This window comes from Lentzea indica (assembly GCF_012184385.1).
Taxonomy (GTDB): domain Bacteria; phylum Actinomycetota; class Actinomycetes; order Mycobacteriales; family Pseudonocardiaceae; genus Lentzea; species Lentzea indica.
In genome coordinates, this window is sequence record NZ_VSRL01000042.1 from 1 (window position 1) to 25802 (window position 25802).

At 67.9% G+C, this 25802-nt stretch carries 20 protein-coding genes; 7 read left to right on the forward strand and 13 right to left on the reverse strand.

Features of this window, described 5'->3' with window-relative positions; all coding sequences use genetic code 11:
• The coding region (locus tag FXN61_RS14520) for a rhamnogalacturonan lyase (RefSeq protein WP_167974156.1) at positions 1-1357 on the reverse strand (1357 nt) is incomplete at its 3' end.
• Between the two features lie 4 nt (positions 1358-1361).
• Positions 1362-2054: a GH12 family glycosyl hydrolase domain-containing protein gene (locus FXN61_RS14525; protein ID WP_167974158.1), complete on the reverse strand. Its 693-nt coding sequence runs from the start codon at positions 2052-2054 to the stop codon at positions 1362-1364.
• Positions 2055-2251: 197 nt separating this feature from the next.
• On the opposite strand from FXN61_RS14525, the gene FXN61_RS14530 reads away from it, so the two are divergent.
• The gene (locus tag FXN61_RS14530; RefSeq protein ID WP_167974160.1) at positions 2252-3271 is read left to right on the forward strand and encodes a LacI family DNA-binding transcriptional regulator; all 1020 of its coding nucleotides are present in this window, start codon (positions 2252-2254) and stop codon (positions 3269-3271) included.
• Here FXN61_RS14530 and FXN61_RS14535 read toward each other — a convergent pair.
• From FXN61_RS14535 to FXN61_RS14550, 4 genes are all read right to left on the reverse strand, one after another.
• Positions 3243-5909 (reverse strand): cellulose binding domain-containing protein, encoded by a 2667-nt coding sequence (locus FXN61_RS14535; RefSeq protein WP_167974162.1) that lies wholly within the window; start codon positions 5907-5909, stop codon positions 3243-3245. The genes FXN61_RS14530 and FXN61_RS14535 overlap by 29 nt on opposite strands.
• Positions 5910-6025: 116 nt before the next feature.
• A complete protein-coding gene (locus FXN61_RS14540; RefSeq protein ID WP_223165429.1) occupies positions 6026-8866 on the reverse strand; it encodes a glycoside hydrolase in 2841 nt (946 codons plus the stop codon).
• Position 8867: 1 nt separating this feature from the next.
• Entirely contained in the window at positions 8868-10280 is a 1413-nt protein-coding gene (locus tag FXN61_RS14545; protein ID WP_167974164.1) for a BNR repeat-containing protein, read from the reverse strand.
• A 24-nt stretch (positions 10281-10304) separates the two neighbouring features.
• Positions 10305-10652 carry a hypothetical protein gene (locus FXN61_RS14550; RefSeq protein WP_167974166.1) on the reverse strand — a complete coding sequence of 116 codons (348 nt, stop codon included), beginning with the start codon at positions 10650-10652 and terminating at the stop codon, positions 10305-10307.
• Between the two features lie 243 nt (positions 10653-10895).
• Between FXN61_RS14550 and FXN61_RS14555 the strand changes: the two genes are divergently transcribed.
• The gene (locus FXN61_RS14555) at positions 10896-14564 is read left to right on the forward strand and encodes a glycoside hydrolase family 2 TIM barrel-domain containing protein (RefSeq protein ID WP_246291506.1); all 3669 of its coding nucleotides are present in this window, start codon (positions 10896-10898) and stop codon (positions 14562-14564) included.
• A 41-nt stretch (positions 14565-14605) separates the two neighbouring features.
• Here the strand turns inward: FXN61_RS14555 and FXN61_RS14560 are convergent, their stop codons facing one another.
• Positions 14606-15388 (reverse strand): glycoside hydrolase family 16 protein, encoded by a 783-nt coding sequence (locus FXN61_RS14560; RefSeq protein WP_167974168.1) that lies wholly within the window; start codon positions 15386-15388, stop codon positions 14606-14608.
• Between the two features lie 150 nt (positions 15389-15538).
• On the opposite strand from FXN61_RS14560, the gene FXN61_RS14565 reads away from it, so the two are divergent.
• The 5 genes from FXN61_RS14565 to FXN61_RS14585 are packed head-to-tail and all read left to right on the forward strand — an operon-like array spanning position 15539 to position 19908.
• Positions 15539-17062, forward strand: coding sequence for an amino acid adenylation domain-containing protein (locus FXN61_RS14565; protein ID WP_312877729.1), 1524 nt, complete (start codon positions 15539-15541; stop codon positions 17060-17062).
• Positions 17059-18288, forward strand: coding sequence for an FNR domain-containing protein (locus FXN61_RS14570; protein ID WP_167974173.1), 1230 nt, complete (start codon positions 17059-17061; stop codon positions 18286-18288). The genes FXN61_RS14565 and FXN61_RS14570 overlap by 4 nt, the downstream gene beginning before the upstream one ends.
• A gap of 10 nt (positions 18289-18298) precedes the next feature.
• Entirely contained in the window at positions 18299-19060 is a 762-nt protein-coding gene (locus FXN61_RS14575; RefSeq protein WP_223165431.1) for an enoyl-CoA hydratase-related protein, read from the forward strand.
• A 15-nt stretch (positions 19061-19075) separates the two neighbouring features.
• Complete coding sequence (locus FXN61_RS14580) at positions 19076-19588, forward strand: sigma-70 family RNA polymerase sigma factor (RefSeq protein ID WP_167974175.1); 513 nt, start codon at positions 19076-19078, stop codon at positions 19586-19588.
• Positions 19585-19908: an anti-sigma factor family protein gene (locus FXN61_RS14585; protein ID WP_167974177.1), complete on the forward strand. Its 324-nt coding sequence runs from the start codon at positions 19585-19587 to the stop codon at positions 19906-19908. The genes FXN61_RS14580 and FXN61_RS14585 overlap by 4 nt, the downstream gene beginning before the upstream one ends.
• Positions 19909-19913: 5 nt before the next feature.
• On the opposite strand, the gene FXN61_RS14590 is transcribed toward FXN61_RS14585, so the two are convergent.
• The 6 genes from FXN61_RS14590 to FXN61_RS14615 are packed head-to-tail and all read right to left on the reverse strand — an operon-like array spanning position 19914 to position 25668.
• Positions 19914-20624 carry a cupin domain-containing protein gene (locus FXN61_RS14590; protein WP_312877730.1) on the reverse strand — a complete coding sequence of 237 codons (711 nt, stop codon included), beginning with the start codon at positions 20622-20624 and terminating at the stop codon, positions 19914-19916.
• Positions 20618-21511, reverse strand: coding sequence for a DUF6807 domain-containing protein (locus tag FXN61_RS14595; RefSeq protein WP_167974179.1), 894 nt, complete (start codon positions 21509-21511; stop codon positions 20618-20620). The genes FXN61_RS14590 and FXN61_RS14595 overlap by 7 nt, the downstream gene beginning before the upstream one ends.
• Positions 21493-22575, reverse strand: a complete 1083-nt coding sequence (locus tag FXN61_RS55310; RefSeq protein WP_167974181.1) for a Gfo/Idh/MocA family protein — start codon at positions 22573-22575, stop codon at positions 21493-21495. Before FXN61_RS55310 ends, FXN61_RS14595 begins: the two co-directional genes overlap by 19 nt.
• Positions 22572-23885, reverse strand: coding sequence for an ABC transporter substrate-binding protein (locus FXN61_RS14605; RefSeq protein WP_167974183.1), 1314 nt, complete (start codon positions 23883-23885; stop codon positions 22572-22574). Before FXN61_RS14605 ends, FXN61_RS55310 begins: the two co-directional genes overlap by 4 nt.
• A 15-nt stretch (positions 23886-23900) precedes the next feature.
• Positions 23901-24755, reverse strand: a complete 855-nt coding sequence (locus tag FXN61_RS14610; protein WP_167974185.1) for a carbohydrate ABC transporter permease — start codon at positions 24753-24755, stop codon at positions 23901-23903.
• Positions 24745-25668 carry a carbohydrate ABC transporter permease gene (locus tag FXN61_RS14615; RefSeq protein WP_167974187.1) on the reverse strand — a complete coding sequence of 308 codons (924 nt, stop codon included), beginning with the start codon at positions 25666-25668 and terminating at the stop codon, positions 24745-24747. The genes FXN61_RS14610 and FXN61_RS14615 overlap by 11 nt, the downstream gene beginning before the upstream one ends.
• Positions 25669-25802: the final 134 nt, after the last annotated feature.

Sequence of the window (25802 nt, forward strand, 5' to 3'; positions counted from 1 at the left end):
CCACCGAGGCGGACCACGCCTCCGCGCCGGGGTTGCCGGCCCAGACGTCGGCGGCGACCGCACGACCGTTGTCACAGCCGCACGAGGGCGCGCTCCAGATGATCTGGCCGGTGCGGGCGTCACCCATCCAGTGCGTGAGCTCGTTCGTCCACTCCGACGGTTTGAAGACCTCCAGGCCCTGCCTGGACGGGATGAAGTCGCCGACGTGCAGGGCGTCGCCGTGGTGGGTGTTGTTCTGCCACAGGCCACGGCCGTTGTCGTCGATCGCCATCGAGCCGTAGATGATCTCGTCGCGGCCGTCGCCGTCCACGTCGGCGATCGACAGCTGGTGGTTGCCCTTGCCCTCCCAGGCAGACCGGTTCGACTGGGACGCCGAGTCGAACGTCCACCGCTGGGTGAGCTGCCCGTTGCGGAAGTCCCACGCCGAGATCACGCTGCGGGTGTAGTAGCCGCGCGCCATGACGATGCTCGGCCGCGAGCCGTCCAGGTACGCCGTGCCGGCCAGGAAACGGTCGACCCGGTTGCCGTAGTTGTCGCCCCACGACGACACGTTTCCGCGCGGTGGCACGTAGTTCTCGGTGTCGAGCACCGCGCCGTCCGTGCCGCGGAACACCGACAGGAACTCCGGCCCGGTCAGGATGTAGCCGTCACTGTTGCGGTGGTCGGCGTTCGCGTTGCCGATCACCTGCCCGGTGCCCGACCGCGTGCCGTCCGCGGTCTTGACGGCGATCTCGGCCTTGCCGTCACCGTCGTAGTCGAAGACCTGGAACTGCGTGTAGTGCGCACCCGCGCGAATGTTGCGGCCGAGGTCGATGCGCCACAACCGGGTGCCGTTGAGCTTGTACGCGTCGAGGTACACATTGCCCGTGCGACCGGCATGCGCGTTGTCCTTGGCATCAGCAGGATCCCACTTGAGGACGATCTCCCACTCGCCGTCACCGTCCAGATCGCCGACCGACGCGTCGTTCGCAACGTAGCCGGATCCCGGGACCTGCAGGGGAACGTCCCGGCTCGTCGCCAGTGTCCCGACGGAACGCGTGGCCGCCGCCGATTCCACGCCTCCGATCACCTGCCGCACCGAGTAGGACGCGTTCGCGGGCGCACCCGCGTCGAGATAGCTCGTCGCCGTCGTCACCGGCGCGCGGTTGACCTTCACGCCGTCGCGATAGACGTTGAACGCCACGTTCGCGGCGTCCGAACCGAGCAGCCGCCACGAAACGAAGTTCCCGTCGCCGTGCACCGATCGGATGCTGACCAGGCCGCGGTTCGAGGAAACAGCCGGTTCGTCGGCGAGCGCGGGCACTCCGGACGCGCTGAGCGCCACCGCCAGCAGAATCGAAATCGTCGAACGCCTCATGTCATCAACCGCCCGAAACCGAGTAGCTGTTCGTCGTGAAGTTCTTGCCACCGCTCGACGACGTGATCTCGTAGCCGAACTGGACCTCGCCGACGGTGACGTCACCCCACCAGCCGCGGGCGCGGATCCAGTTCATGATCGCTTTCAGATCCACCGAGCCGGACGACGTGTTGGACGTGCGCAGGAACGAGAACACCGCGTTCGCACCGTTGGAGCCGCGGTAGACGTCCCAGGTGTGACCGCCGACGGAGAACGTGCCCTGGCGCGACCCGATGGCGCCGACCGGGCCGGTCCTGTTCATCCACACCATGACCTCGTAGGCGTTGTTGTTGGCCCAGATGTCATAAGTGGTCGCGTAGGCGCCCGAGCCGGGCACGCTGACGTTGAAGCGGCTGGTGAGCGAACCGATCGAGCTGAGCCGCTTGTTCAGCGCCTTTCCCGCGTGCGGATACGACTTCACCCCGCCGGTGTTGGGGTGGTTCGCCCACACACCCCAGTTGCTGTAGGAGTTCGCCCAGATCGACTGCGGACCGGCACCGCTGCCCCAGATGTTGTTGCGGACGATGTAGCCGCCGTTGTTCCAGGTGCCCCACTTGTCCGAGGACGACCAAGCCGCGGCGGACGCGGTCGGGGCGCCCAGCGAGAACGCCAGTGTCGCGGCCAATGCCGCCACCAGCGCACGCATGATCTTTTTCATGGATCTCGTCCTTCCGTGCACCACTGAACGGAAAAGGTGATCCGCCAAATCGAAACGTTTCACCAGAAGGAACATTAGCGTCGAATAAATCGAATACAATGCGGACGATTTTTCGACCTTTGTTCGACGCCGCAGGACGGACAACGCCTCGTCAGGCGCTAAAGTTGCGTTCACAACGACGCGCACGCGGAGGCCGGTTGATCACCATCAAGGACGTCGCCAGGCACGCCGGCGTGTCCGTCAGCACGGTGTCCTACGTGCTCAGCGGCAAGCGGCCGATCTCAACGGCGACCTCGCAGCGCGTGCGCCGCAGCATCCACGAGCTGGATTTCCACCCCAACGCCGGAGCCAGGGCACTGGCGAGCAGCCGCACGAACGTTCTCGCGCTGGTCGTTCCACTTCGGACGGACCTCAACCTCCCGGTGATCATGCAGTTCGTGTCGTCGATCGTCACCGCGGCGCGCGAGCACGACCACGACGTCCTGTTGCTCACCAAGGAGTCCGGCGCCGACGAGGTGCACAGGGTGGTCGCGTCCGCGCGGGCGGACGCGGTGATCGTGATGGACGTCGAGGCCCGCGACCCGCGCCTGCCCGCCCTGCGCGAGCTGGACGTGCCGGTGGTGCTGGTCGGCGTGCCGGCCGACCCCGCAGGGCTCAACTCCGTCGACCTCGACTTCACCACGAGCGGTGCGCGGGCGGTGGGGCACCTGGTCGACCTCGGCCACCGCTCCGTCGGACTCATCGGCTCCCCGCCGACCGTCTACGAGCGCAAGACCGGTTATGCGACGCGGTTCCTGTCCGGGTTCACCGAATGCGCCCGCCAGCGCGGCGTGACGGTCCACGTGCACCCGTGCGCGCCGTCCTACACCGCTCTCAGCGCGTGCCTGGACGACCTGCTGCGGCAGGAGCTCGCCGTCACCGGGCTGGTGGTGCACAACGAGGCCGTGCTCCCGGACGTCGTTCTGGAGCTGCGGCGGCGGGACCGGCGGGTGCCGGAGGACGTCTCGGTGATCGCGCTGTGCCCGGACGCCATCGCCGCCACCCGGCCGGTGCCGGTCACGTCGATCACGATCCCCGCCGAGGAGGTCGGCACGATCGCGGTGGAGATGCTGATGCAGGGGCTCAGAGGCAAGCAGCCGTCCGAAGTCCGGCTGCTCGCCCCTCACCTGACCGATCGGGGCAGCACGGTCACGGCACCGCGCACGGCCGATCGTTGAGCGTGAACGACACCGGTTTCGCGTTGGTGCCCGTCCAGCTCGCGCCGAATCCGAAACTGACGGTGCCGTTCGGCTTGATCTCCTTGTTGTAGCCCTCGTTCGCCACCGACACGGCGGCGCCGGTCTGGGTGAGCTTGCCGTTCCACAGCTGGCTGATCACCTGGCCGTTGGCGAACGACCACTTCAGCGTCCACCCGTTGACGGCCGCCGATCCGGTGTTGGTGATGTCGACGGCACCGTTGAAGCCGCCCTGCCACTGGCTCGACACGGTGTACTTCACCGAACACCCGGTTCCCGGACCCGTGGTCGTCGTGGTCGTGGTCGTTGTTGTCGTCGTAGTCGTAGTCGTTGTGGTGGGCGGAGTTCCGGTCATCTCGCCGAGCACGACGCCGCGGCCGTTGGTGCCGAGGTAGACGCGGCCGTAGACCCGCGGGTCGCCGGTGATCGCGTCCTCGATGTTGCCGTACTGGTGCCGGTCGTCGTTGATCCGCACCCAGCCCGCGCCCGTGTCGTCGGAACGGAAGACGCCTTTGACACCACCGACTTCACCGATCAGGTACAACGCAGGGTAGGCACGTCCCTGAGCGGCCTTGCCGAAGCCGATGTTGAGCGAGCTTGCCACACCGGAGATCTTCGCGAAGCTCGCACCGGAGTCCGTGGATCGCCACAGCCCGCCCTGGCCCGTGAGCCAGACGTCGCCTTCCTTGCCTGCCACGGCCTTGAAGCGTGCCGATGACGGCAGCCCTGTGGCTGCAGTCGCGGTGAACGTCGCGCCTCCGTTGGTGCTCACGTAGAACTTCCCTGCGGAGAAGCCGTAGAACTTCATCGGGTTCACACGGTCCGACTCCACGACCGCGCCCGCCGGGATGCCGGTCGACGCCGTCCACGAGTTGCCGAAGCCGGTCGCGTGGTGCACGCCGGTTCCCGCCGGGCTCCAGACGAACCTGCTGCCGTCGGCGGCCGCCGCGACGGTGCCGCCACCGGTGACACCGCCCGGTTCCTGGCCCTGGAACCAGTTCGCGCCACCGTCGGTGGAGAACGCGACCCGGTTGTCGTTGGGCCTGCTGGTCTTGTCGAACTCGCCGACGCGCACCACCGTCGCCGGGTTCAGCTCGGCGAAGTCCAGGCTGCGCGTGGTGGTGAAGTACGGCTGGGTGAACGCCCTGGCCGGCACCGCGTCCAGCCGGTCGTGCCGGAAACCGCCGATGTCACCGAGCGCGCTGATCAACGGCGGCCCGGACGGCGGACTGATCAGGTCCGTCACCGCGGTCTCCTCGAGCCCGGCTGCCACCGGCCTGATCGTGAACTGGGTGCCGCGGTCCCACGCGGTGAGGTCCGTGGTGCCGTAGATCGTGGCACCGGTGCCGTACATCATCCGGTCGGAGTTGAACGGGTCGATCTCCATCGACTCGGTCATCCAGCCGAGCTTCGGTGACGTCTCCGGCGGCGCCGGGTTCGCCCCGAGGTCGAGCCACGGCGACGCGCTGATGTCCATCTTGTAGCGGAAGCTGCGGTTGGGGTAGCTCGTCCAGTCCCAGACGCGCGTCCAGGTGGCACCGAAGTCGGTGCTGCGGAAGAACACCACGTCCGGCCACCACGCGATCTGCGTGGCGACCATGAGCGTGCCCGGCTTCTTGCGGTCGACCGTCAGGCCGCTGTAGCCGAACGTGTTGTCGGCACTGGTCGACGGCACCGGGCTGATCCGCGTCCACGCGCCGGTCGCTGTGTTCAGCTTCCACACGTCGCCCTTGGCACCGTCGTAAGGACCACCGGTGTCGCTCGTGGCGAGGTAGAGCGTGTCGCCCTCGAGCACTCCCTTGTGCGGCAGGAAACCTGTCGGTTGTCCCGCCACGCGTTCCCACGTCGTGCCGCCGTTCGTGCTGCGGTAGACGTTGTTCTCCTTGTCCGCGACGCCGACGTAGATGGTCTGCGTCGCCGTCGCGCTCGACCCGGTGCGCGGGTCGAACGCCACCCACAGCACGCCCTGGTTGTCGCTGAGATAACCGTTGGGGTCGCTGGGATCCTGGGCGTAGTTGCCGGGGTTCGGAAACGCTGTGACCTTGCCCCAGGTCGCGCCGAAGTCCGTGCTGCGCCACAGGCCGTTGCCGCTCGGCGCGCCGAAGTACAGGACGCTGTTGCGGTTCGGGTCGATCGCGAGCCGCTCCCCCATGCCGCGGCCGGGCATGTTGCCGCCGACCTTGAACGGCAGCGGCGTGGTCTGCCAGGTGGTCCCGCGGTCGGAGGAGCGCAGGATCGCGCCGTTGTTGGGGTCCCAGCTGTTGGTGTACATGCCCGCCGCGACGTACACGCGGTTCGGGTCGACGGCGTCGGTCGCAAGGCTCGCGACGCCGTTCAGTCCCCAGTTGTCGAGGCCGACGTGGTCGAGCAGCGGGATCCATCTGTTCGTTTGCGGGTTCAACCGGTACGCGCCGCCGATGTCGGTGCGCGCGTAGACCAGGTTCGGCTCGCGCTGGTTGAACACGATGCCGGGAACGAACCCGCCGCCCGCTATTTCGACGTTGCCCCACGAGTACGTCTCGGCCGCGGCGGCGGAGTGGTCCGTGCCCGCCGTGTGTGCCACCACGACGAGCGCGGCCGTAGTCACCGCCGCCACTGCGCCTGCGAGAGCTCTCCGCATTGAGAATTCCCTTCTCGGCTATTTTCGCGAAGTGTCCAGCCGCAGGCCCGGCAATTCAAACAAAACTCATGCTTCGAATCGAATCGACCGCACTTCCCGGTCGACACTCAGTGAATTCACGGCGCCGGCGCCTTGGCGAGGACCTCGACCTCGCCGAGGGTGAGGTAGCCGGACGGTCGTGCGGTGAGGACGACGCGCACGGCGGTCGCCGGAGGTGACGGGTCCAGTGCGACCTCTGTTCGCAGTGCGGTGACTTCGACGTCGCCGCTCGCGTCGACCCACGTGCCGTCGACCGTGCGCACCTGCACCTTGAGGCTCTTGGCGATACCGCCGTCACCGTCGCGGTACGAATGCACGACAACTCGTGTGAGATCACGTGCTTTCGGGAGCGTGAACGTGATCGTGTCGTCCGGGTTCTTGGTGCCTGACTTCCAGTTCGACCACGCTTTCTCCTCCGTGACGCCGTTGCGCAGCCGTTCCGCGGAATAGCCGGACTCCGTGTACGTCGCCGCCACCGCCGCGTCCGGCGCCGCGTTCACCTCGACGGGTTCGGTGACCTGCACGACCGCCGTCGCCGCCACCGTGCTGCCGTCGACGACCTGGGCCCGCCCGGTCACCGTCACCGTCCCGACGCGGTCGAACACCGCGGCGTCCCACGTGACGGGGAGCTCGGCCCTGCCGCCGCGCTTGCCGATGCCCGTGACGGTGGCGGGCAGATCCGGTTGCCCGCCGACGTAGGTCTTCGCGCGAGCGGGCAGTGTCGAGGCGATCGTGTCGACGGTGATCACAGCGAGCGCGGGCAACTTCCGCCCGACCACGTCCGTCGCCGTGCCGTGAACGCGCACGGTGCCGGGCTGCTGCCACCGCCAGTCCGGCGGAAGGTTCCACACCACGGGCAGAGCGCCCCGCGCGCCGTCCGGATACACAGGCGTCACGGTCTGCGGCAGCACAGGTCGCAGCTTGGGAACCGTGAACACGGCGGCGTCCTGAACTCGCTGCACGGTCTCATCAATCGGCGTCCAGCGCTGGCTCGCGCCCGAGGTCGGGGTCTTGGCCGACACGGTCTCGCCGGCGGCCTCGATCAGCGTGCCGGTGGCGGCGTTGACGAACGTCCAGCTGCCGTCACCGGTCGTGGACATGATCCACTGTGCGGCGGTGTCCCTGGCCGACTGCAGCACCACGGCGTCGCCAGAAGCGGCCAGCCTGGTACCGGTCACCGCGTTGACGATCTCGTAGCGCTCGCGGTTCCCGTTGCCGAAGCCCAGTTTCCGCACCGACCACAGCTGCCGGGCGCTCGCGGCGTCCGTGGTCCGGACGACCGCGCGAGACCAGTCGTCAGAGGGCTGCAACGACTTGCCGCTCGTGGTGATCCGGTACACGTGATCGGGCTGAACGAGCGCGGCATCACCGGACACGCCGGCCACGCCGTCGACGAGGAACGTGGTGACCGACTTCGCCGGGACTGCGAGCGTCGCCGACTTTCCGGTCACGCGAACCGGCTTGCCGCGCACGAGTGCGCCGGCCGCGTTCGTGACCACCGGGGTCACCTTGGCCAGCGGCGAGACGAGCCCGAACCGGGAGAGGTCCAGGGTCACCGTGCGGTCGGTGTTGCCGTTGTTGATGTGCACGGCCGTTGCGTCCACACCGAACCGCTTCACCGCGGCCACGGTGGACGGGTCGTCGGTCTTGACGAACCGGTCGCCCGGCCGCACGAAATGGGTGAAGTTCCGGATGGTGTTGAACTTGGAGTTGGTCTTGATCGGGCAGGACTCCAGCGTGTCCTTCGCCGTGCAGGTGAACAGGATGTGGATGCTGCCCCAGTTCTTGCCTGCGGCCGCCTGCGGGATGGTGTCCTCGATCGGCTGCCAGAACACCCAGGCCGACGGTTCGAGCTCGCGGATGTCCTCGAGCATCCTGGTCGCCATGCCCAGACCGGGTTCCATGCTCGTGTAGTCGGTGGTGCCGTTGCCCCAGGTGCCCTCGACCTCGCTCATCCAGAGCTTCTCGTCAGCGCCCTTGGCGACGTCACGCACGCTGGTGCGCTGACCCGTGCCGTAGGTGTGCACGTTGAGCTGGTCGATCACGTCACGCGCCGGGCCGTAGCCGTTCCAGTTGCGCACGAACGTGCCCGGGTTCGTTTCGTCCATTGCGGACACTTTCACCCGTGACCGAAGCGCGTCGAGCGCACGCCGTGACGCGAGCAGAACCTCCTGCTGCAGTTCAGGTCCGGCGTGCGCGCCTTCCTGGCGTCCGCCGGTCGGCTGGCCGTCAGAGCCGATCTGGGTGCCCCAGTAGTTCGTGTTGGGTTCGTTCAACGGTGCGAGGGTGTCGAACTTGATGCCGTGCGAGCGTTCGATGTGCTGCGTCACCCGCGCCAGGTACGTGGCGAAGTCGTCGACGCGGTCGCGGCGGATCTGGTCGGTGTTCGCGTCGAAGCCGCCGGAGACGTAACCGCTGACGGTCTGGAACCACGGCGGCGAGTTGCTGAACGCCTCCCACTTCGTGACCTTGCGCTTGACCTGGTCGATCCACCAGCGCTGGTTGGCGTCGGCGTCGAGGTTCCAGTGGTCGGGGTTGTCCGCGCGCCACCAGTCCACGTCCGTGCGCGTCGTGCCGGGAGGGGCTTTCCAGAAGCCCTCCATCGTCGCGCCCCTCTTCATGTAGTCCTGGCGGACGTCGGGCGCGTTGCCACCGCCGATGTTGTAGCGCGCGATGTTCAGGCGCAGCCCGTCGTCGCCGAAGAGCAGGTCGACGAGCTTGCGGCGGATCGGCTCGGGATAACCACCGGTCACGTTGGCGAACCACACCAGGCTCGTCCCCCAGCCCTCGAACTCCGGCTGCTGGTACGACGGGTCGATGCGGACCATGACCCCGTTCCCCGGCAACGGTTCCGCCGCCGCAGCCGGCGTGGCGAGGCCGGCGGCGACGAGCGCAAGCGCCAGTAGCAGGCGTGTCACGTCAGGCCCCCAGCCGGAAGTCGGCGACGCGGATCGGCGACGGCGTGCTGCCGATGGAGGCCTGCTGGTACTGCACCGACAGGATCCCCTGGGACGCGACGCGGGACGCGTCCACGTTGACCTCGCCGAACGCCTGCAGCGACGGCCGGTCGAACACGGTCGTCCAGTCCGTCCAGCCGCTGGCCTTGCTGGCCGCCACGATCTTGCCGCGCGGCATCACCAGGTAGGCGTTGTCGTTCCGGTCGAGCACGATCTTCGTGCGCTGGGTGTGGTTCGGAGGGATCGGCACCTCCATCTTGGTCCACTTGCCGTCCGCGCCGCGGAACACGTGGAACGTGCGGCCGTACTGCGTGCGCTGCTGGGCGTAGTTCGAGACGCACTGGGTGAAGCGGCCGGGCACGTAGCTGATCACCACGTGCGGCCGGCCGCTCGTGTCCACCGCCTGACTCTCCTGGTTCATCAGGCCGTGGTTCGGGTCGAGCGGGTCGGCCACCAGTCCCGGCGACGTGACGCTGACCGGCGTGCCACCGGTCGTGCCGACGACGGTTCCCGCGCCGTTGCGCCAGGTGCGGCCGCGGTCGTCGCTGTAGACGTAGCCGGTGTCGTGGTTGGTCAGCCCGCCCGGGTTGCACAGCACGCCGGTGTTGCCTTCACGCCAGGTGAAAGCGGCGTGCAACCGTCCACTTCGGTCGTAGTTCAGGCCGTGCAGGTACATGTTCCGCGTGGTCGAGACGACCCCGTTCGGACCGGTGTACGAGCCTGTGGCGGATGACCAGCCGCCGAGCTTGCGCCACGAGCCGCTGGAGTACTCCGCCAGTTCGTTGACACCGTTGCCGGAACCGCCGGTGCGGTAGCTGAACTGCAGCCTGCCCTCCGGTGTCACCAGGAACTGCGGGTAGGTCATCGAGCCGAGCTCGACACCCCCGAGCGTCCGCTGCACCTCGCCGAGCGCGGCGGCGTTCCACTGTTGCGCACCGATCGCGAGGCCTGGCTTCGAGCGGAAGTAGAACAAGCGCGTGTTGTGCGTGTCCATCGCGACGTGAATCGTGTTGTCCTGCGGGGAAATTCCCAGCGAGATCACGTTGTGTGAGTCGTTGACGCTGAGCCGATGCGGCAGGACCACGGTCTCCCACCGGGTGCTGCCCACGCTCCTGCGCGCGATCACGGCGTTGCGGCTCGCGGTGTACCAGGTGGCGTACTGACGTCCCTGGTAGGTCAGGATCGCGTCCTGCTGGAACGAGTTGTTGTTCACCACCCCGTCGTACGAAACGAAGTACAGCGCCGAGGCGTCGAGCAGCGTGTCGCTCACGAGGCTCACGGCCGGTGCCGCAACGGGTGCCGCGGTTCCTGGCACGGACAGCGACGCCAGTAGCACCGCGGCCGCCAGCACGACCGGCGCCGTTCTGCGTTTCATCTCCACGTCCTCTTCATCGAGGGATCAGCGAACTTCCAGGCGGCCGTTGAAGGCGACACCCGATCCGGGCACGTAACCGTTGCAGGGAACCGATGATGTGGTGCTGGTGTCGCCACCGGCCCACTTCCACGGCCCGTAGTTGACTCCGATGAAGTGCAGCCCCGACGGGTAGGCGTCGTAGCAGTCGATCACCACCCGGAACCAGAAGTCCCCCGCATTCGCCGGACACGTCGCCGTGCCCGCGTTGGAGGCCGAGCCCGGCCCTGGCGTCACCGTGCAGCTGCTCGGGTCCGCGAACCCGGTCGCGGGCGCGGCGAGCGCGGCCGACGCGGCGAGTGCGGTGGCGGTCAACAAACGAAGAACGGTCCTCATCAGGGTCCCCCAAGTGGTCACGGCAGGCCTTGCTGATCGGCAGCGTGATGTCGAACAAAATCGAACGCAAGGGACTCCTCATTCGATAACAGCACTCGATGCTGTGAACGGCTCCGACCTCGCGGCCCCTTGTAGCGTTCGACATCCAACTGTTCACTTGTGTTCATTTCTGTCTGAACATGGAGGTTCAGCGTGCGGCGCGCGATCGTTCTTGCGACAGTCATGTTGGTTGCGGCGGGTTCGATGACGCCGATCGCCTCCGCCGTCGATCCCCCTCCTGACGTGCACACCTACCTCGAAGATCCGCGCAAGATCGCAGAAGGCCAGGAGCCGCACCACGCGCTCCTGCTCCCGCAGGCGGACATCGCCTCCGCCGTACGCCGTGACGAACGGACGCCGTTCACGCAGTCACTCGACGGCAAGTGGCGGATCGCCATGGCGGACAAGCCCGCCGACGTTCCTGCGCGGTTCTACGCCGACGACCACGACACGTCCGGCTGGCGGACGGTGACCGTGCCGCACACGTGGCAGACCGACGGCCTGGACCATCCGATCTTCCGCAACATCGCCACCGAGGTGCAGCCGGACGACCCGCCCCGCGTCCCCCGCGACGTGAACCCGACCGGTGCGTACGTCCGCGACTTCGACGTGCCGGCCGACTGGGCGAAGCGCGCCACGTTCCTGCGGTTCGAGGGCGTGACGTCCGGTTACTTCGTCTGGGTCAACGGGAAGTACATCGGTTACGACCAGGGTGGCTACACCCCGGCCGAGTTCGACATCTCCTCCGCGCTGCGACCGGGCCGCAACAAGGTCGCCGTGCAGGTGCACCGCTGGAGCGCCGGTTCCTACCTCGAGGACTACGACCAGTGGCGGTACTCGGGCATCTTCCGCTCGGTGTCGCTGTACTCGACGCCCGCCACGTTCATCCAGGACGTCACGCTCAAGACCGACCTCGACGCCACCTACACCGACGCGACCCTCACCGCGGACGTCGAGCTCGGCCAGAAGCCCGGCGGCACCACCGGCACACACCGCGTCACCGCCAGCCTGCGTGACTCCAAAGGCGCGGAAGTCGGTTCAGCGAGCCAGGAAACCGACGGCGGCACGGCACGTCTCACGCTGCCGGTGCGCAACCCGGCCAAGTGGACCGACGAGACTCCGAACCTCTACACCGTCGTGCTGACGCTCACCGCTCCCGACGGCAAGATCACGCACATCACCAGTGACACCACCGGTTTCCGCGAGATCGAGATCCGGAACAAGACGCTGCTGGTCAACGGCAAGCGCGTGCTGTTCAAGGGCGTCAACCGCGCGGAGACCGACCCCGACCACGGCCGGCACGTGCCGCGGGCGGCGCAGGAACGCGACGTGGCGCTGATGGAGCAGCTCAACGTCAACGCCGTCCGCACCTCGCACTACCCGAGCGACCCGTACTTCTACGACCTCGCCGACAAGCACGGCATCTGGATCGACGACGAGGTCGACATCGAGACCCACAACCACGAGAACTGCTCCCGGTGGTGCCAGGCCAACCAGCCGGAGTGGCGCGACACGTTCATGGACCGGCTCATCGGCATGGTCGAGCGGGACAAGAACCACCCGAGCGTCTTCATGTGGGACACCGGCAACGAGGCAGGGCTCGGCGCGCACCACTACGAGATGGCCAAGTGGCTCAAGGCCAACGACCCGTCGCGGCCGATCTACCACCAGTCGAACAACCCCGATGGTGACGCGCCGTTCGCCGACGTGTGGGGCCCGCGCTACCCGTCGCCGGAGCGGTTCGCGGAGCAGGCGAAGAACACGACCAAGCCGTTGATCTTCGGCGAGTACGCCCACGCGATGGGCAACAGCCTCGGCAACTTCCGTGAGTTCTGGGACATCATCCGCGCCAACCCGCAGACCCAGGGCGGGTTCATCTGGGACTGGGCCGAGCAGAACATCAAGCAGAAGACCCGCATCGCGCCTGACACGTCCGGCAACAACATCACCGCGCTGCTCTCGGGTGCTCCGAAGCTCGTCGACGGCCATCGCGGCAAGGCGTTGTCGTTGTCAGGGCTCGACGACTTCGTCGAGGTGTATCGCGACCGCAAGCTCGACATCACCGGCACCGCGCTGACGCTGGACGCGTGGGTCAAGCCCGGCAAGTGGACCGGCGAGTTCCCGATCATCGCCAAGGGCGACCACCAGTGGACGCTCAAGATGAAGAACGAGACCACGCTCGAGTTCTTCGTCCACAGCGGCACGTGGCGTGCGGTGCAGGCCAAGGTGCCCGCCGACTTCTACGGCAAGTGGCACCGGGTCAGCGGCACCTACGACGGCACCGCGCTGCGGCTGTACATCGACGGCGCCGAGGTCGGCACGCTGCCGTTCACCGGGGCGATCGACTACTCGGCGGCGGACGTGAACATCGGCCGCGACTTCGAGATGTCGTGGAACGACCCGTCGACCGTCGGCTGGATGGCCCGCGGCGAGCTCGACGACGTGCGCATCTACAACCGGGCGCTGCCGGCGGCCGAACTCGGCGCGTCCACTGCTCCGGTCGGCGGAGCCGTTCTGGCGCTGGACTTCGACAGCGTGCAGGAACGCGGCACGCACTTCGCGTACGGGTCGACGCTGTCCGGTGTGGACGGTCTGATCGGCACGGACCGCACTCCCCAGCCCGAGACTCTGCAGATGGCGTGGGCACACCAGCCGATCCGGTTCGCCTACTCCGGCGGCGTGCTGTCGGTGACCAACGAACGCCAGTTCACCGGCACCGACGACCTCACGCTGCGCTGGCGGGTCACCGAAGGCTCGCGGACGGTCAAGAAGGGTGAACAGCCGTTGCGAGTCGCGGCCGCCTCGAACTCTCCGATCTCGCTGCCGGTGCCGGTCAACGACGCCGACCGCGAACGGTTCCTGACCGTCGAAACGGTCACCTCCACCGGCCATGTGCTCGCGCACGACCAGTTCTCGCTGGGCGGCAGCCGGGTGCCGGGTCTGGACAAGGCGCCGCTCGACTGGGCTGTCGTGTTCACCCACGAGGACGCTCAGAAGATCACGGCGACCGCGGCCGGCGCCGCCTACACGGTGGACAAGAAGTCCGGTGTGCTGACGTCGATCAAGTCGTGGGGCCGGGAGCTGCTCGCGAGCGGCCCGAAGCTCGACGCGTGGCGAACGCCGATCAGCAACGAGACCTTCACGTGGGGCCGCGCCGAGGGCGAGGACTGGCGCAAGGCGGGCCTCGACCGCCTCGAAACCACCGTGTCCGGTGTGCGGGTGGAGAAGGACGGCCACAAGACCACGCGGATCATCGTGGACAGCAAGGTCGCCGCGCCAGGAGTGAGCGGGGCGTGGTTCGACCAGACGATGGTCTACTCGGTGGATTCGGCCGGTGTGCTGCGGCTCGGCCATCGGGTGACGCCGCAGGGATCCATGCGGACGCTGCCTTATCTGCCGCGCATCGGTGTTCAGCTGTCCGTGCCCGACCGCTACTCCGAGTTCTCGTGGTACGGCCGGAAGGCGGAGAGCTACGTCGACCGGAAGGACGGCACGCCGATCGGGGTGCACTCCACCTCGGTGGCCGACCAGTACGTCGAGTACCACCGCCCGCAGGATCACGGCAACCACACCGACACCCGGTGGGCGCTGCTCACCGACGGCCGCACGTCCGGCCTGCTGGTGTCGGGCGCTCGCGATGTCAGCGTCACGCAGTACGACGACCTGGAGCGGGCCGCTTACCCGTTCATGTTGCAGCGCAACAAGGGTCACTTCACGCTGCACGCCGATCATGCGGTGACCGGTGTCGGTGACACGCCGAACCCGGTGCGGCAGCGCAGCCAGGTCCGTCCTGACGCCACCTACGAGTACACGCTCACGATGCGGCCGCTGACGTCGCAGGAGGCCTGGTCGGGCCGACCGGCGGGCGCCTGATCGGAGGAGGTGGCTCCGGCGTTCGCCGGGGCCACCTTCCTTCACGCCCGCGTCCGTCCGATGTAGACGTTGCGGGCGCGGTAGACGGTGTCCGCGGTCGGGCCGGGGCTGCCGGACGAGCCCTCCATCTGCAGGTTGATGATCACCCACAGCGGCTTGCCGACGAAGTTCTTCCCGGTGTGCTTGGCGATCCATTTGCCGTCGAGGTAATAGTGGATGTCGACGTCGGTGTTGTTCACCTTGGTGATCCACGCCCGATAGGTGTGCCACGAACCAGGCGAGGACACACCGACGATCGAGCTGGACACGTCGCTGGACGTGCGGAAGGTGTTGAACCAGTTCCGGTTGTCCCCCTTGAACTCCAGGATGTCGCTTTCGGGCGGCCAGCTGTTGACCCCGGTCAGCCAGAACGCCGGCCACGTGCCGCGGGCTGATGGTGCCTGGAAGTCGCCTTTCACCTCCCAGTTGGGGAACTGGCTGTTGACCACGACGTGTTCCTTGGCATGGATCGCGCCGGAGTGGTAACGGATGGGCAGGTGCGGGGCGGCACCGCTGTTGCCCTCGTCCCACGAGATCCGCGTCGCCTTCAGCGTCAGCACGCCGCCGGACAACGACACGTGGTTGTGGTCGCTGGAGCTCGCGTACATCCTGGCCGTGCCGTTGTGGTCGGAGCCCCACGGGTAGCGGTAGTTCCACTCCGACTCCAGCGCGCCGTAGCTGCCGAAGGAGCCCGTTCCGATCACGTCTTCCCACGCCGCGTTCGCAGTGCCCGGGAGGCCGGTCGTGAGGACGAGGACGAGTGCACCTGCTGCTGCGATTCTCATCGTTGCACTGTGAACGCAGAGTTACGGTGGCACAACGGCTTCGTCGATTCGACAGTCGGTTCGATTCGACGTGAACAAAGTGAGGGGTTGTCTCGTTCTGAACGGGTGACCGCGCTTCGCTTCCCGGAAGGGCACCCTGCAGTGACAGCCGTGTTCCACGATTCCGCCCTGCGCGATCTGCCCCAGGTGGACCGCGCGTTGTTCCAGTCGTTCGGCGCCGGGCCTGTCCGGATCCCGCCGTTCCACCACATCCACCACGCCGTCGAGAAACAGGCGGCATGGCACCCCGACCTGACCGCCGTGGAACACCTCGGCGAGTCGATCACCTACGCGGAGCTGAACCGCAGAGCCGAGCTGCTCGCCGAGTTCCTCGTCCGCGCGGGTGTACGACCAGGTGATCGCGTCGGCCTGTTCCTGACCAGGTCGATCTCGATGGTCGTCGGCATTCTGGGCGCGCTCAAAGCGGGTGCGGCCTACGTGCCGCAGGACGTGCGCATCGCTCCGGAAGTCCACTTGCGACACATCGTCCGCACCGCGCGTATAGACTTCGTGCTCACCACGAGCGAGCACCGGTCCGCGCTGCCGGACAACCTCGGCACGATCATCGCCATCGACCGCGTGCCCGACGCCGCCGAGTTCTGCCGCACCATCATCGAGGACTCGGACATCGCCGCCGTCATCTTCACCTCCGGCACCACCGGGCGTCCCAACGGCGTACAGGTCTCGCACACCAACCTGTGCAACGTCCTGCTGACCGCACCCGGATGCCTCGGCGTCGGGCCGGGAACCAGGGTGTCGCAGCTGCTGAACATCGCCTTCGACATGGCGATGTGGGAGATCCTCGGCACGCTGGCACACGGCGGCACGCTCGTCATCCGCGGCAGCGACATCGAGCGGACCGCGCGCACCGTGGACGTCGTCATCGCCACGCCCAGCGTGCTGGCATCGCTGGATCCCAGCGTGTGCCGTGGAGTTCGCACGGTCGCAGTGGCCGGCGAGAGGTGCCCGCAGTCGCTGGCCGACACGTGGGCCCGCCAGGCCGTCTTCCACAACGCGTGCGGTCCCACCGAGGTCACCATCGTCAACACCGTTCAGCGCTACGAGCCGGGCGGCCCGCTGACCATCGGCAAGCCCGTGCCGAACACGACCGTGTACGTGCTCGACGAGAACCTGCGGCCGTGCAGGATCGGCGAGATCGGCGAGATGTGGGCGGGCGGCGAGTGCGTGACCGCAGGCTATCTGGGCGACCCCGAGCTGACCGCGGAACGCTACCGCCCCGACCCGTTCCTGGGCGGCGAGCACCTGATGTTCCGCACCCGCGACCTCGGCCGGTGGACGCGCGACGGCCATCTGGAGCATCACGGCCGCACCGACGACCAGGTCAAGGTGCGCGGGTTCCGGGTGGAGCTGGACGCCGTGACGTCGGCGCTCGAACGCGCGGTGGACTGCAGCAGAGCGACGACGTTGCTGCACGACGGCAAGCTCGTCGGGTTCATCAGCCCTGCCAACGCGGTCCCGGAGCAGGCCAGGAGGGCCGTGGCGGAACGGTTGCCGTACTACTGCGTGCCCACGCTGATCGTGCCGGTCGACACGCTGCCGACCACCGACCGCGGCAAGGTCGACCGCCGGGCACTGCTGTCGCGTTTGGACGGACAGAAGGAAACGGTGGCATGACCTCAGTCCAGACCGTCCAGCTGCCACCTGCCGACCGCTCCTGGCGCACGATCCTGCGCCGCCGGCCGTTCACCCACCACAACCGGCTCGTCGCCCTCGTCGTGCTGGTCAACCTGGGATTCGCCGGCTGGTCGAGTGACACCGACCGGCTGACCGCGCTGGTGGTCGCCAACCTCACCCTGGCGGCCCTCATCCGCCAGCAGCTCGTGATCAACCTGCTGTTCTGGCTGGCCACCAGCGCACCGAAGCACTGGCCGTTGCGGATCCGCTGGACGCTCGGCAAGGTCTACCACTTCGGTGGTCTGCACGTCGGTGCCGCGATCTGCGCCACGTCCTGGTTCCTGGTGCTGGCGGCCACGACGACGGGACCACCGTTGGTGCTGGGGCTGACCTGGACGATCATGGCCGTCCTCGTGCTGCTCGTCGTGCTCGCGCTGCCCCGGCTGCGGGCCAAGCACCACGACCTGTTCGAGCGGTCGCACCGCTTCGGCGGATGGGCCGTGCTCGTCCTGTTCGGCGTGCTGTCTGCGGTGTCGAACCCCGTCTTCCTCTGGCCGCTCGCCCTCGTGGTGGCCAGCGTGGCGTTGCCGTGGCTGAGGCTGCGGCGGGTTCCGGTGCACATCGCCAGCCCGTCACCGCACGTCGCGCTCGTGTCGTTCGACCACGGCGTCACGCCGTTCGCAGGGTCCTCGACGGCGGTGAGCCGCAACCCGTTGCTGGAGTGGCATTCCTTCGCCAACGTCCCGGCGCCGGGACGCAGCGGCTTCCGGCTCACGATCTCCCGCGCCGGCGACTGGACGGCGAAGTTCATCGCCGACCAGCCGAGTCGCGTGTGGGTCAAGGGCATCCCGACCGCCGGTGTCGGCAACATCGACAAGCTGTTCACCAGGGTGGTGTGGGTCGCCACCGGCAGCGGCATCGGTCCCTGCCTGCCCCACCTGCTGGCCGGTGACACGCCGTCGGTGCTGGTGTGGTCGACCCGCAACCCGCGCCGCACCTACGGGGACGCGCTGGTCGACGAGATCCTCGGCGTGCAGCCCGACGCCGTCGTCTGGGACACCGAAAGCCGGGGCAAGCCGGACCTGGTCGCGCTCGCGTACGACGCGTGCAAGCGCTTCGACGCGGAGGCGGTCATCTGCATCTCCAACAAACCGACCACATGGCAGGTCGTCGAGGAGCTGGAGTCCAGGGGGATTCCCTCCTACGGCGCGATCTGGGACTCGTGAGGAGACCACTGTGGACTATCAGACGCTCGTACTCGACGAACACGACGGCATCCTGACAGTGACAGTGCACCGACCGCCCGCGCGCAACGCGTTGTCCCAGCAGACTCTCACCGAGCTGCGCCACCTCCTCACCCACTTCGCCGGCCCGCGCGCGGTCCTGCTCACGGGTTCGGAAGGGCCCGCGTTCATCGCCGGGGCGGACATCCGCGAGATGGCCGCGATGACTCCGGAGGAGGGCGAGACGTTCGGCGCGCTGGGCCAGGAGGTGACTCGGCTGCTCGAACAGCTTCCCGTCCCCGTCATCGCCTGCGTCGACGGCTACGCGCTCGGCGGCGGCTGCGAGATGGCCATGGCGTGCGACTTCGTCTACGCCACCCGCAAGGCCGTGTTCGGCCAGCCGGAGGTGCTGCTGGGCCTCATCCCCGGCTTCGGCGGCTGCGTCAGGCTGTTCCGGCGGGTCGGTGTCGCCAAGGCACGCGAGCTGATCTACTCCGGGCGCCGCGTCGACGCCGTGGAAGCGCACCGGCTCGGGCTGGTGAACGACGTCTTCGACAGCCGCGAGGAGATGTTCACCGCCGCCCGGCTCGTGCTCGCCGACCATCGCGGCCAACTCGCCCGCCGCCGTCTCGGCCTGCAAGTCGGTGATCAACGCCGTGGACGGCCTGGGCGTCGAGGAGGGACTGGAGGTCGAGCTCGACGCGTTCCGCCAGGCCTTCACCACCGACGACATGCGCGAGGGCACAGCGGCTTTCCTGGCCAAGCGCACGCCTGAGTTCCGGACCTAGGGGTGCCCATCGACGACCACACCACGCTGTTGCGCGCGCTGCACGACGGTCACGCCGAGGCGCTCTGGCGCTACGCCCTCCGGCTCACCCGAGACGAACAGCTCGCGGAAGACGTTGTGCAGGAGGCGCTGCTGCGGGCGTGGCGACATCCGGACATCCTGGAGCAGGGCTCCGCGGCGTCGAAGGCGTGGCTCTACACCGTGGCACGCAACTACGCCATCGACGAATGCCGCAGCGCTCGTGCCCGCTGGGAGGTCGGGCTGGCCCGTGTGCCCGACCGCTCACGAGCCGACCACACCGACCGAACGCTGGACGCCTGGCTAATCGCCGACGCCTTGTCCCAGCTCAAACCCGAGCACCGGGTGGTGATCGTGCGGGCCTACTACCGGGGCGAGTCCATCGCCGAGCTCTCCGAGGCGCTGGACCTGCCGCCGGGAACGGTGAAGTCGAGGCTGCACTACGGTCTGCGCGCGCTGCGGCTCGCACTGGAGGAGAACGGGGTGACGGGGCGGTGACGTGCCCGTTCCGCGACTGGGACGTGGCCTACGTGCTGGGGTCGCTGTCCCCCGCTGATCGGTATGCCTACGAACGCCATCTCGCCGTGTGTCGACCGTGCGAACACGAGGTGGGCGGGCTCGCGGGCACGGCGGGTCTCCTGTCCCGCGTGCCCGCGGAGTGGGCGGTCGATTCGCTCGAACCCGGCGTCGCCGTGCCGGCCACCGTGTTGCCCCGGCTGGCTCGGGCAGCCCGGCGGCAACGCCTGCTCGTCACGGTGGCCACGGTTCTGGTCGCCGCCGCGATCAGCGCAGCGCTCATGTTCTTCCTGTGTCCGTGAGGACGTCAGTCGTGCGGTGAGCGGCCCTCGGCGGGGTCGTGCACGTCGAGCCGTCCGCACATGCCGAACCGTTGCGGGCCTTCCGAACGCATCACGTGGATGTCGGCCTCGGCCAGGTGGCCGATGTCGCCGTCCCGCAACCGGTCCAGCTGCACACCGGTGCGTTCGGCCGACGCGAGCGCACCGGCCCGCCACCGCTTCTCCCATGCGTCCAGAACGTCCTGCTTCAGCCGCACGGCGGAGCGGTAGAACTCGTCCAGCGCGTCCTCCCCCGCCTCGACGCGCCGCCGCAGCTCCAGGAAGCCTTCGAGGGCGAGGTCCCTGCGCCGCCGGGCGGACTCCTCGTCACCGGCCTGCGCCTGCGCGGAGTAGTTCGGTGCATCAGCGAGCACCGCGGGCGGAAACGTGAACACCGCGTCACCTGCCTCTGGCAGGCCGCTGTTCTGCATCAGCACGATGATCCGCAGGCCGTCGTCGTTCACGAGACGGTGGATCGTGCCCGGCGTGAACCACGCGACGGTGCCTTCGCGCAGCGGTGTCTCGGCGAAGCCGCGGTGGGTCAGGGTCTGGACCCGCCCCTCTCCCCCGACGACGAAGTAGCACTCCGCGCAGGTGAGGTGCACGTGCGGCGAGCCGCCGCACAGCCCGTCCACCGTCGGCCAGTCGTACACCCGCAGGCCGGAGATCCCGATCCCGCCGGGGAAGGGCGTCACCACGGATGAGCCTCCACATAGGACTCAAGATGGTCGCGGTCCCACTCCCCGTTCGCGACGACGAGCCGGTAACGCAGGCTCAGCGCCTCGCCGGGCGCCAGTTCCACGGTGTCGAAGAAGGCGAACGAGGGGTTGACCGCCGCGAACGGCGTGCTGCGCACGAACCAGGTGGTGTTCTTGTTGTCCGGGTGGTCGATGAACAGCAACGTCGACGAGCGGTCCACCTCGTCGTGGTGGCCGGCGAACGCGAGCCACCGCGCGGTCTTGCCCATCATCTCCTGCCCGGATCCGCCGTCGGCCGCGATGACCGTGCCATCGGTGAACGAGCGCGGGCCGCGCCAGAAGAACCCGGTGTAGCCGGCGAGCTCGCGGCCGTTGGTGGTCGGGCTGCCGAAGACCAACGGCTCCGAGCGCAGGTTCGTCAGCGTCGTGGCGAACTCCAGCGTCCACGAGTCGTCCTCGACGTCGCGCACGGTGAACTGGCGCATCTCGTGCACCCAGTGCTGCCCGGTCTCGGTGAACCACGACAGCAGTTCGTCGATCCGCACCTCCCCGTCCGGCGAGGCGACGGTGAACTCCTCGTGCCGCATGGTGCCGACGTTCGGCAGCGCCACGTATCCCTCGTCGCGCACGTAGGTGACGCCACCCCAGAAGTTCTCGCCCGACACGTCGGTCGCGGTCATCTGCACGCCCTTGTGCCAGCGGTGATCGTGCGGCCGGAACGCCGTCACCACGTCACCGTCGAGCGTGCGCACCGGGTGCAGGTAGGGCTTCGGTCCCTCGAACGCGAGTGTCGACGGCCGGTGCACGTACTCGAAGAGCTCCACGTCGCCCACCGACACGACGAGCACCTCGTCGTCCTGCCGGGTGATCACCGGGCGTTGGCCCATGGGGCACCGATTCCTTCCATCGTCGCGTAGAACGGGCTGTCCGGGCCGATCTGACCTGCCTTCACCACGGTGCCGGTGAACGCCGACGCGTACAGCGCCGCGATGAACTCCATGGTGTTCCTCGTGTCCGCCAGCGTCACCGGCGGTGTCTCACCACTGTCCAACGCATCGAGGAACGCCGCCATCTGACACCCGTGACCGCTCACCACCCCGGACTGCTCCGCACGCCAACGACCCACAACATCGTCGTTGCCAGGCGCGGGAGTCACGGTCCAGTGCGCGTCGGTGTAGCCGTAGAGGTGCTCGACCTCGACCGTCGCGCGCTCGAAGTCGAACCTCATCTCCGAGGTCTCCCTGGGCGACAGGACGGAGTTGATCACCGAGGCGACCGTGCCGTCGCCGAAGGTCACCAACGCCATCGACACGTCCTCGGTCTGCACATCGCGCGCCTGCCGGACGGCGAGAGCCCGGATCTCCTGCCACGGCCCCAGCACGGACAGCATCAGGTCGAACTGGTGGATGCCGTGTCCCATCGTCGGGCCGCCGCCCTCGCTGTCCCACGAACCACGCCACGGCACGTCGAAGTAGGCATCTCCGCGGTACCAGAGGGTGTCGCACTTCGCCACCAGCGACCGGCCGAGCACACCCTCGGAGATCATCCGGCGCAGGCGGATCGCGGCGGGGCCGAAGCGGTGCTGGAACACGGTCGCGACGCGCCCGGACGAACCCCGTTCGGCCGCGATCAGCGTGTCGATCTCGCTCAGCGACAACGCCGGCGGCTTCTCCACGAGCACGTTCACGTTCGCAGCCAGGCATTCGAGCGCGAGCGGCACGTGATGGCGAGGCGGGGTGCACACGTGCACCACGTCCAGCTTCTCCACGTCGAGCAACGTGGCCAGCCGGGGATGCACCCGCGGCACACCCCACTCCTTCGCGAACGCCGCCGCGCGGCCGGCGTCGACGTCGACGACCGCGACCAGCTCGATGCGATCTCCCGCCGCGCGCAGCGCCTCGGCGTGGGCGGCGGCGATCGCACCTGTGCCGACGATGGCCGCGCGCCTCACTTCGCCGCGTCCACTTCGGACTGGAGTTCCTTGATGAACGACGTGGCCGCCTGTTCAGGTGAGGTCCGGCCGAACAGCACGTCCTCGGTGTGCCGCTTGAGGATCGCGTCGACGGTGCTGGCGCCGTTCGGCGTGATCCTGGGCGGGTCGCTGACCGGGACCGTGTCGAGGTACTCCTTGGCTGCCTTGTCGGTCTCCTTGAGCTGGCTCGCGATCGCGTCGCGGATCTTCTGGTTCGCGGGCACGCCGCGTTCGGTCAGCAGGACCTTCGCCGCTTCCTCGTCGTTGGCGAGGAAGCTCACGAACGCCGCCGCCTCCGCGGGGTGCTTGGACCGTGACGACACGGACCAGAACATCGACGGCTTGTAGTACGCGCCGGGGGCCTTGCCCTGCGTCTCGCCGGGCAGCCGCAGCAGCTTCAGCTTGGCACCGCTGGCGGCGGTCAGCGCCGTCAGCTGCGTGTTCCACCACAGGCCGAACACCGCGGTGTTGGTCGCCGTCGCGGACTGGTTCAGCCCGGCGGACGCCTTCTCGACGGTCACCGACGGCGGTGCCGCGATCCCGGACTTGGCGAGGTCCTGGATGTAGGTCCAGTACTGCGTCGCGATCTCGGGCGGCAGGACGACCTTGCCCCCGGCGTCGAACATGGCCTTGCCCTGCTGCCGCGCCCGGATGCTCAGCCCGGCAGTGTCGTTGATCCCCGGCGACTGCACGCCGAACACCTGACCGCCGCCCGCCTTCGACGCCTGCTCGCCGATCTTCTTCAGGTCGTCCCACGACCACTTCGTGTCGTCGGGCAGCGGAATGCCGTACTTCGCGAGGAGGTCGGTGTTGACCATGATCGAGTACATGCCCAGGCCCACCGGCAGCCCGTACTGCTTGCCGTCGATCGCGCCGGTGGCGAGCGCCTTCTGGTCGAAGTTCGAGGTGTCGAGATGCTTCTTGGACTCGTTCAGGTCCAGCAGCGCGCCACGTTCGGCGTAAGAGGCGATGTAGAGCTCGTCCATCTGCATGATGTCCGGCGCATCGTTGGCCGCCATGGTGGTGGCGAGGCTGTCCCAGTAGCCGTTCCACTCCTTGAACTCACCCTTGATGGTGATGTTCGGGTGCTTCTTCTGGAACATCTCGATGACCTGCTGGGTCCGCTTGTGCCGGTCGTCGGCGCCCCACCAGGTGAAGCGCAACGTCACCGGCTCCGCGGTCAGGTCTCCGCCGGCGTCGGAGCCGGACCCGCAGGCCGCGAGCAGCGACGCGGTCAGCGACAGCAGGACCGCCCACGCGGCACCGCGGCGACGAACTCCTCTGGGCATGTCCGTTCCTTTCGGCTACTTGCCACCGGTCGTGGCGATCCCCTTGACGAGGTACCGCTGGCCGATGAGGAAGGCGAGGAAGATCGGGATGATCGACACGACGCTCATCGCGAACTGGGAGCCCCAGGACGTGGCGACCGTCGAGTCGACGAACGAGCGCAGGGCGACGGGAACCGTGTACATGTCCGGGTCCGTCAGGTAGATCAGCTGGGTGAAGAAGTCGTTCCACGTCCAGATGAACGTGAAGATCGTCGTGGTGGCGAGCGCCGGCTTCATCAGCGGCAGGATGATCTGCGCGAAGATCCGCGGGTGGCCGCAGCCGTCGATGCGCGCCGCCTCGTCCAGCTCCCGCGGCAGACCCCGGATGAACTGGACCATCAGGAACACGAAGAACGCGTCCGTGGCGAGGATCTTCGGCACGATCAGCGGCAGGAACGTGTTCACCCAGCCGATCTGGGAGAACAGCACGTACTGCGGCACGATGATCACGTGGACCGGCAGCATGATCGTGCCGAGCATGATGCCGAACCACCAGCGCTTGCCGCTGAAGTGCAGGCGCGCGAAGGCGTAGGCCGCCATCGAGCACGACACCAGGTTGCCGACGATGCAGCCCAGCACCAGGACGGCCGAGTTGAGCAGGTACGTCCCGAACGACGGGCTGAGCGCGTACCAGCCCTCGGTGTAGTTCTCGGCGTGCAGGCTCTCGAGGATCAGACCAGGGCTGCGGAAGATCTCGTCACCCGGACGCAGCGAGCTCACGACCATCCACAGCACCGGGTACAGCATCACGAACCCGATCAGGACCAGGCCGATGTGCTTGGCGGGCACCGACAAACGCCGGCCCACGGTTCGGCTCAGCTCAGTCGTCATAGAACACCCAGTACTTCGCCGCCCAGAAGTTGATCGCGGTGAACGCCGCGATGATCAGCAGCAGGAACCAGGCCAGCGCCGACGCGTACCCCATGTCGAACCGGCTGAAACCCTGCTGGTAGAGGTAAAGCGTGTAGAACATGGTCGAGTCGGACGGACCACCGGTGCCGCCGGAGACGACGAACGCCTGCGTGAACGACTGGAACGCGTGGATGATCTGCAGCACCAGGTTGAAGAACACGATCGGGGACAGCAGCGGCAGGGTGATCCGCCAGAACTGCGACCACCTGCTCGCCCCGTCGATCGCGGCGGCCTCGTAGTACACCGCGGGGATCTGCCGCAACCCGGCCAGGAAGATGACCATCGGTGAGCCGAACGTCCACACGTTCAGCACGATGAGCGTCGAGAGCGCGGTGTCCGGGTCGGAGATCCAGCCCTTGCCCTCGATGCCGAAGGCGCCCAGCACGCGGTTCACCAGGCCGTCGGTGCCGAAGACCTGCGTCCACAGCACCGCGATCGCCACGCTCGAGCCCAGCAGCGACGGCAGGTAGAACGCCGAGCGGTAGAACGCGAGCCCGCGCATGCCACGATCGAGCAGCAGCGCCACGACCAGCGCGCAGGCGAGCTGCAACGGCACGGACACGAACACGTACGTGAACGTGACCCCCAGGGCGTTGTGCAGCCGCTCGTCGCTGAAGATGCGCGCGAAGTTGTCGAATCCGATGAACTTCGGCGGCTGGATCAGGTTGTACTTGGTGAAGCCGAGCCCGAAGGACGCGAGCACCGGGCCGATCGTGATGAAGACCAGCCCGGCGAACCAGGGCGCAAGGAACCAGAACGCGGCTTTGTTGTCGCGCTTGCGCACCTGGCCGCCGCCGTGGCGCAGCTGGCGCAGTTCGTCTAACGCGCTCATGAACTCCTGACCCCGTCGGCTGGAAAACGCTTTCCGGAGTCTGCATCGGTGCCTCACGAGCGTCAAGCAAGGGTGTCGAACGGCGTCGAACGGCGTTGTCGAACAGAGACTCACCGGTTCGACGGGAGTCCTTT

What these genes read in the sequence shown, in the direction of transcription:
- FXN61_RS14525 (WP_167974158.1), bottom strand. Translation starts at nt 2,054, where the DNA reads ATGAAAAAGATCATGCGTGCGCTGGTGGCGGCATTGGCCGCGACACTG.
- FXN61_RS14535 (WP_167974162.1), bottom strand. Translation starts at nt 5,909, where the DNA reads ATGCGGAGAGCTCTCGCAGGCGCAGTGGCGGCGGTGACTACGGCCGCG.
- FXN61_RS14545 (WP_167974164.1), bottom strand. Translation starts at nt 10,280, where the DNA reads ATGAAACGCAGAACGGCGCCGGTCGTGCTGGCGGCCGCGGTGCTACTG.
- FXN61_RS14550 (WP_167974166.1), bottom strand. Translation starts at nt 10,652, where the DNA reads ATGAGGACCGTTCTTCGTTTGTTGACCGCCACCGCACTCGCCGCGTCG.
- FXN61_RS14555 (WP_246291506.1), top strand. Translation starts at nt 10,896, where the DNA reads ATGACGCCGATCGCCTCCGCCGTCGATCCCCCTCCTGACGTGCACACC.
- FXN61_RS14560 (WP_167974168.1), bottom strand. Translation starts at nt 15,388, where the DNA reads ATGAGAATCGCAGCAGCAGGTGCACTCGTCCTCGTCCTCACGACCGGC.
- FXN61_RS14570 (WP_167974173.1), top strand. Translation starts at nt 17,059, where the DNA reads ATGACCTCAGTCCAGACCGTCCAGCTGCCACCTGCCGACCGCTCCTGG.
- FXN61_RS14595 (WP_167974179.1), bottom strand. Translation starts at nt 21,511, where the DNA reads ATGGGCCAACGCCCGGTGATCACCCGGCAGGACGACGAGGTGCTCGTC.
- FXN61_RS14605 (WP_167974183.1), bottom strand. Translation starts at nt 23,885, where the DNA reads ATGCCCAGAGGAGTTCGTCGCCGCGGTGCCGCGTGGGCGGTCCTGCTG.
- FXN61_RS14610 (WP_167974185.1), bottom strand. Translation starts at nt 24,755, where the DNA reads ATGACGACTGAGCTGAGCCGAACCGTGGGCCGGCGTTTGTCGGTGCCC.
- FXN61_RS14615 (WP_167974187.1), bottom strand. Translation starts at nt 25,668, where the DNA reads ATGAGCGCGTTAGACGAACTGCGCCAGCTGCGCCACGGCGGCGGCCAG.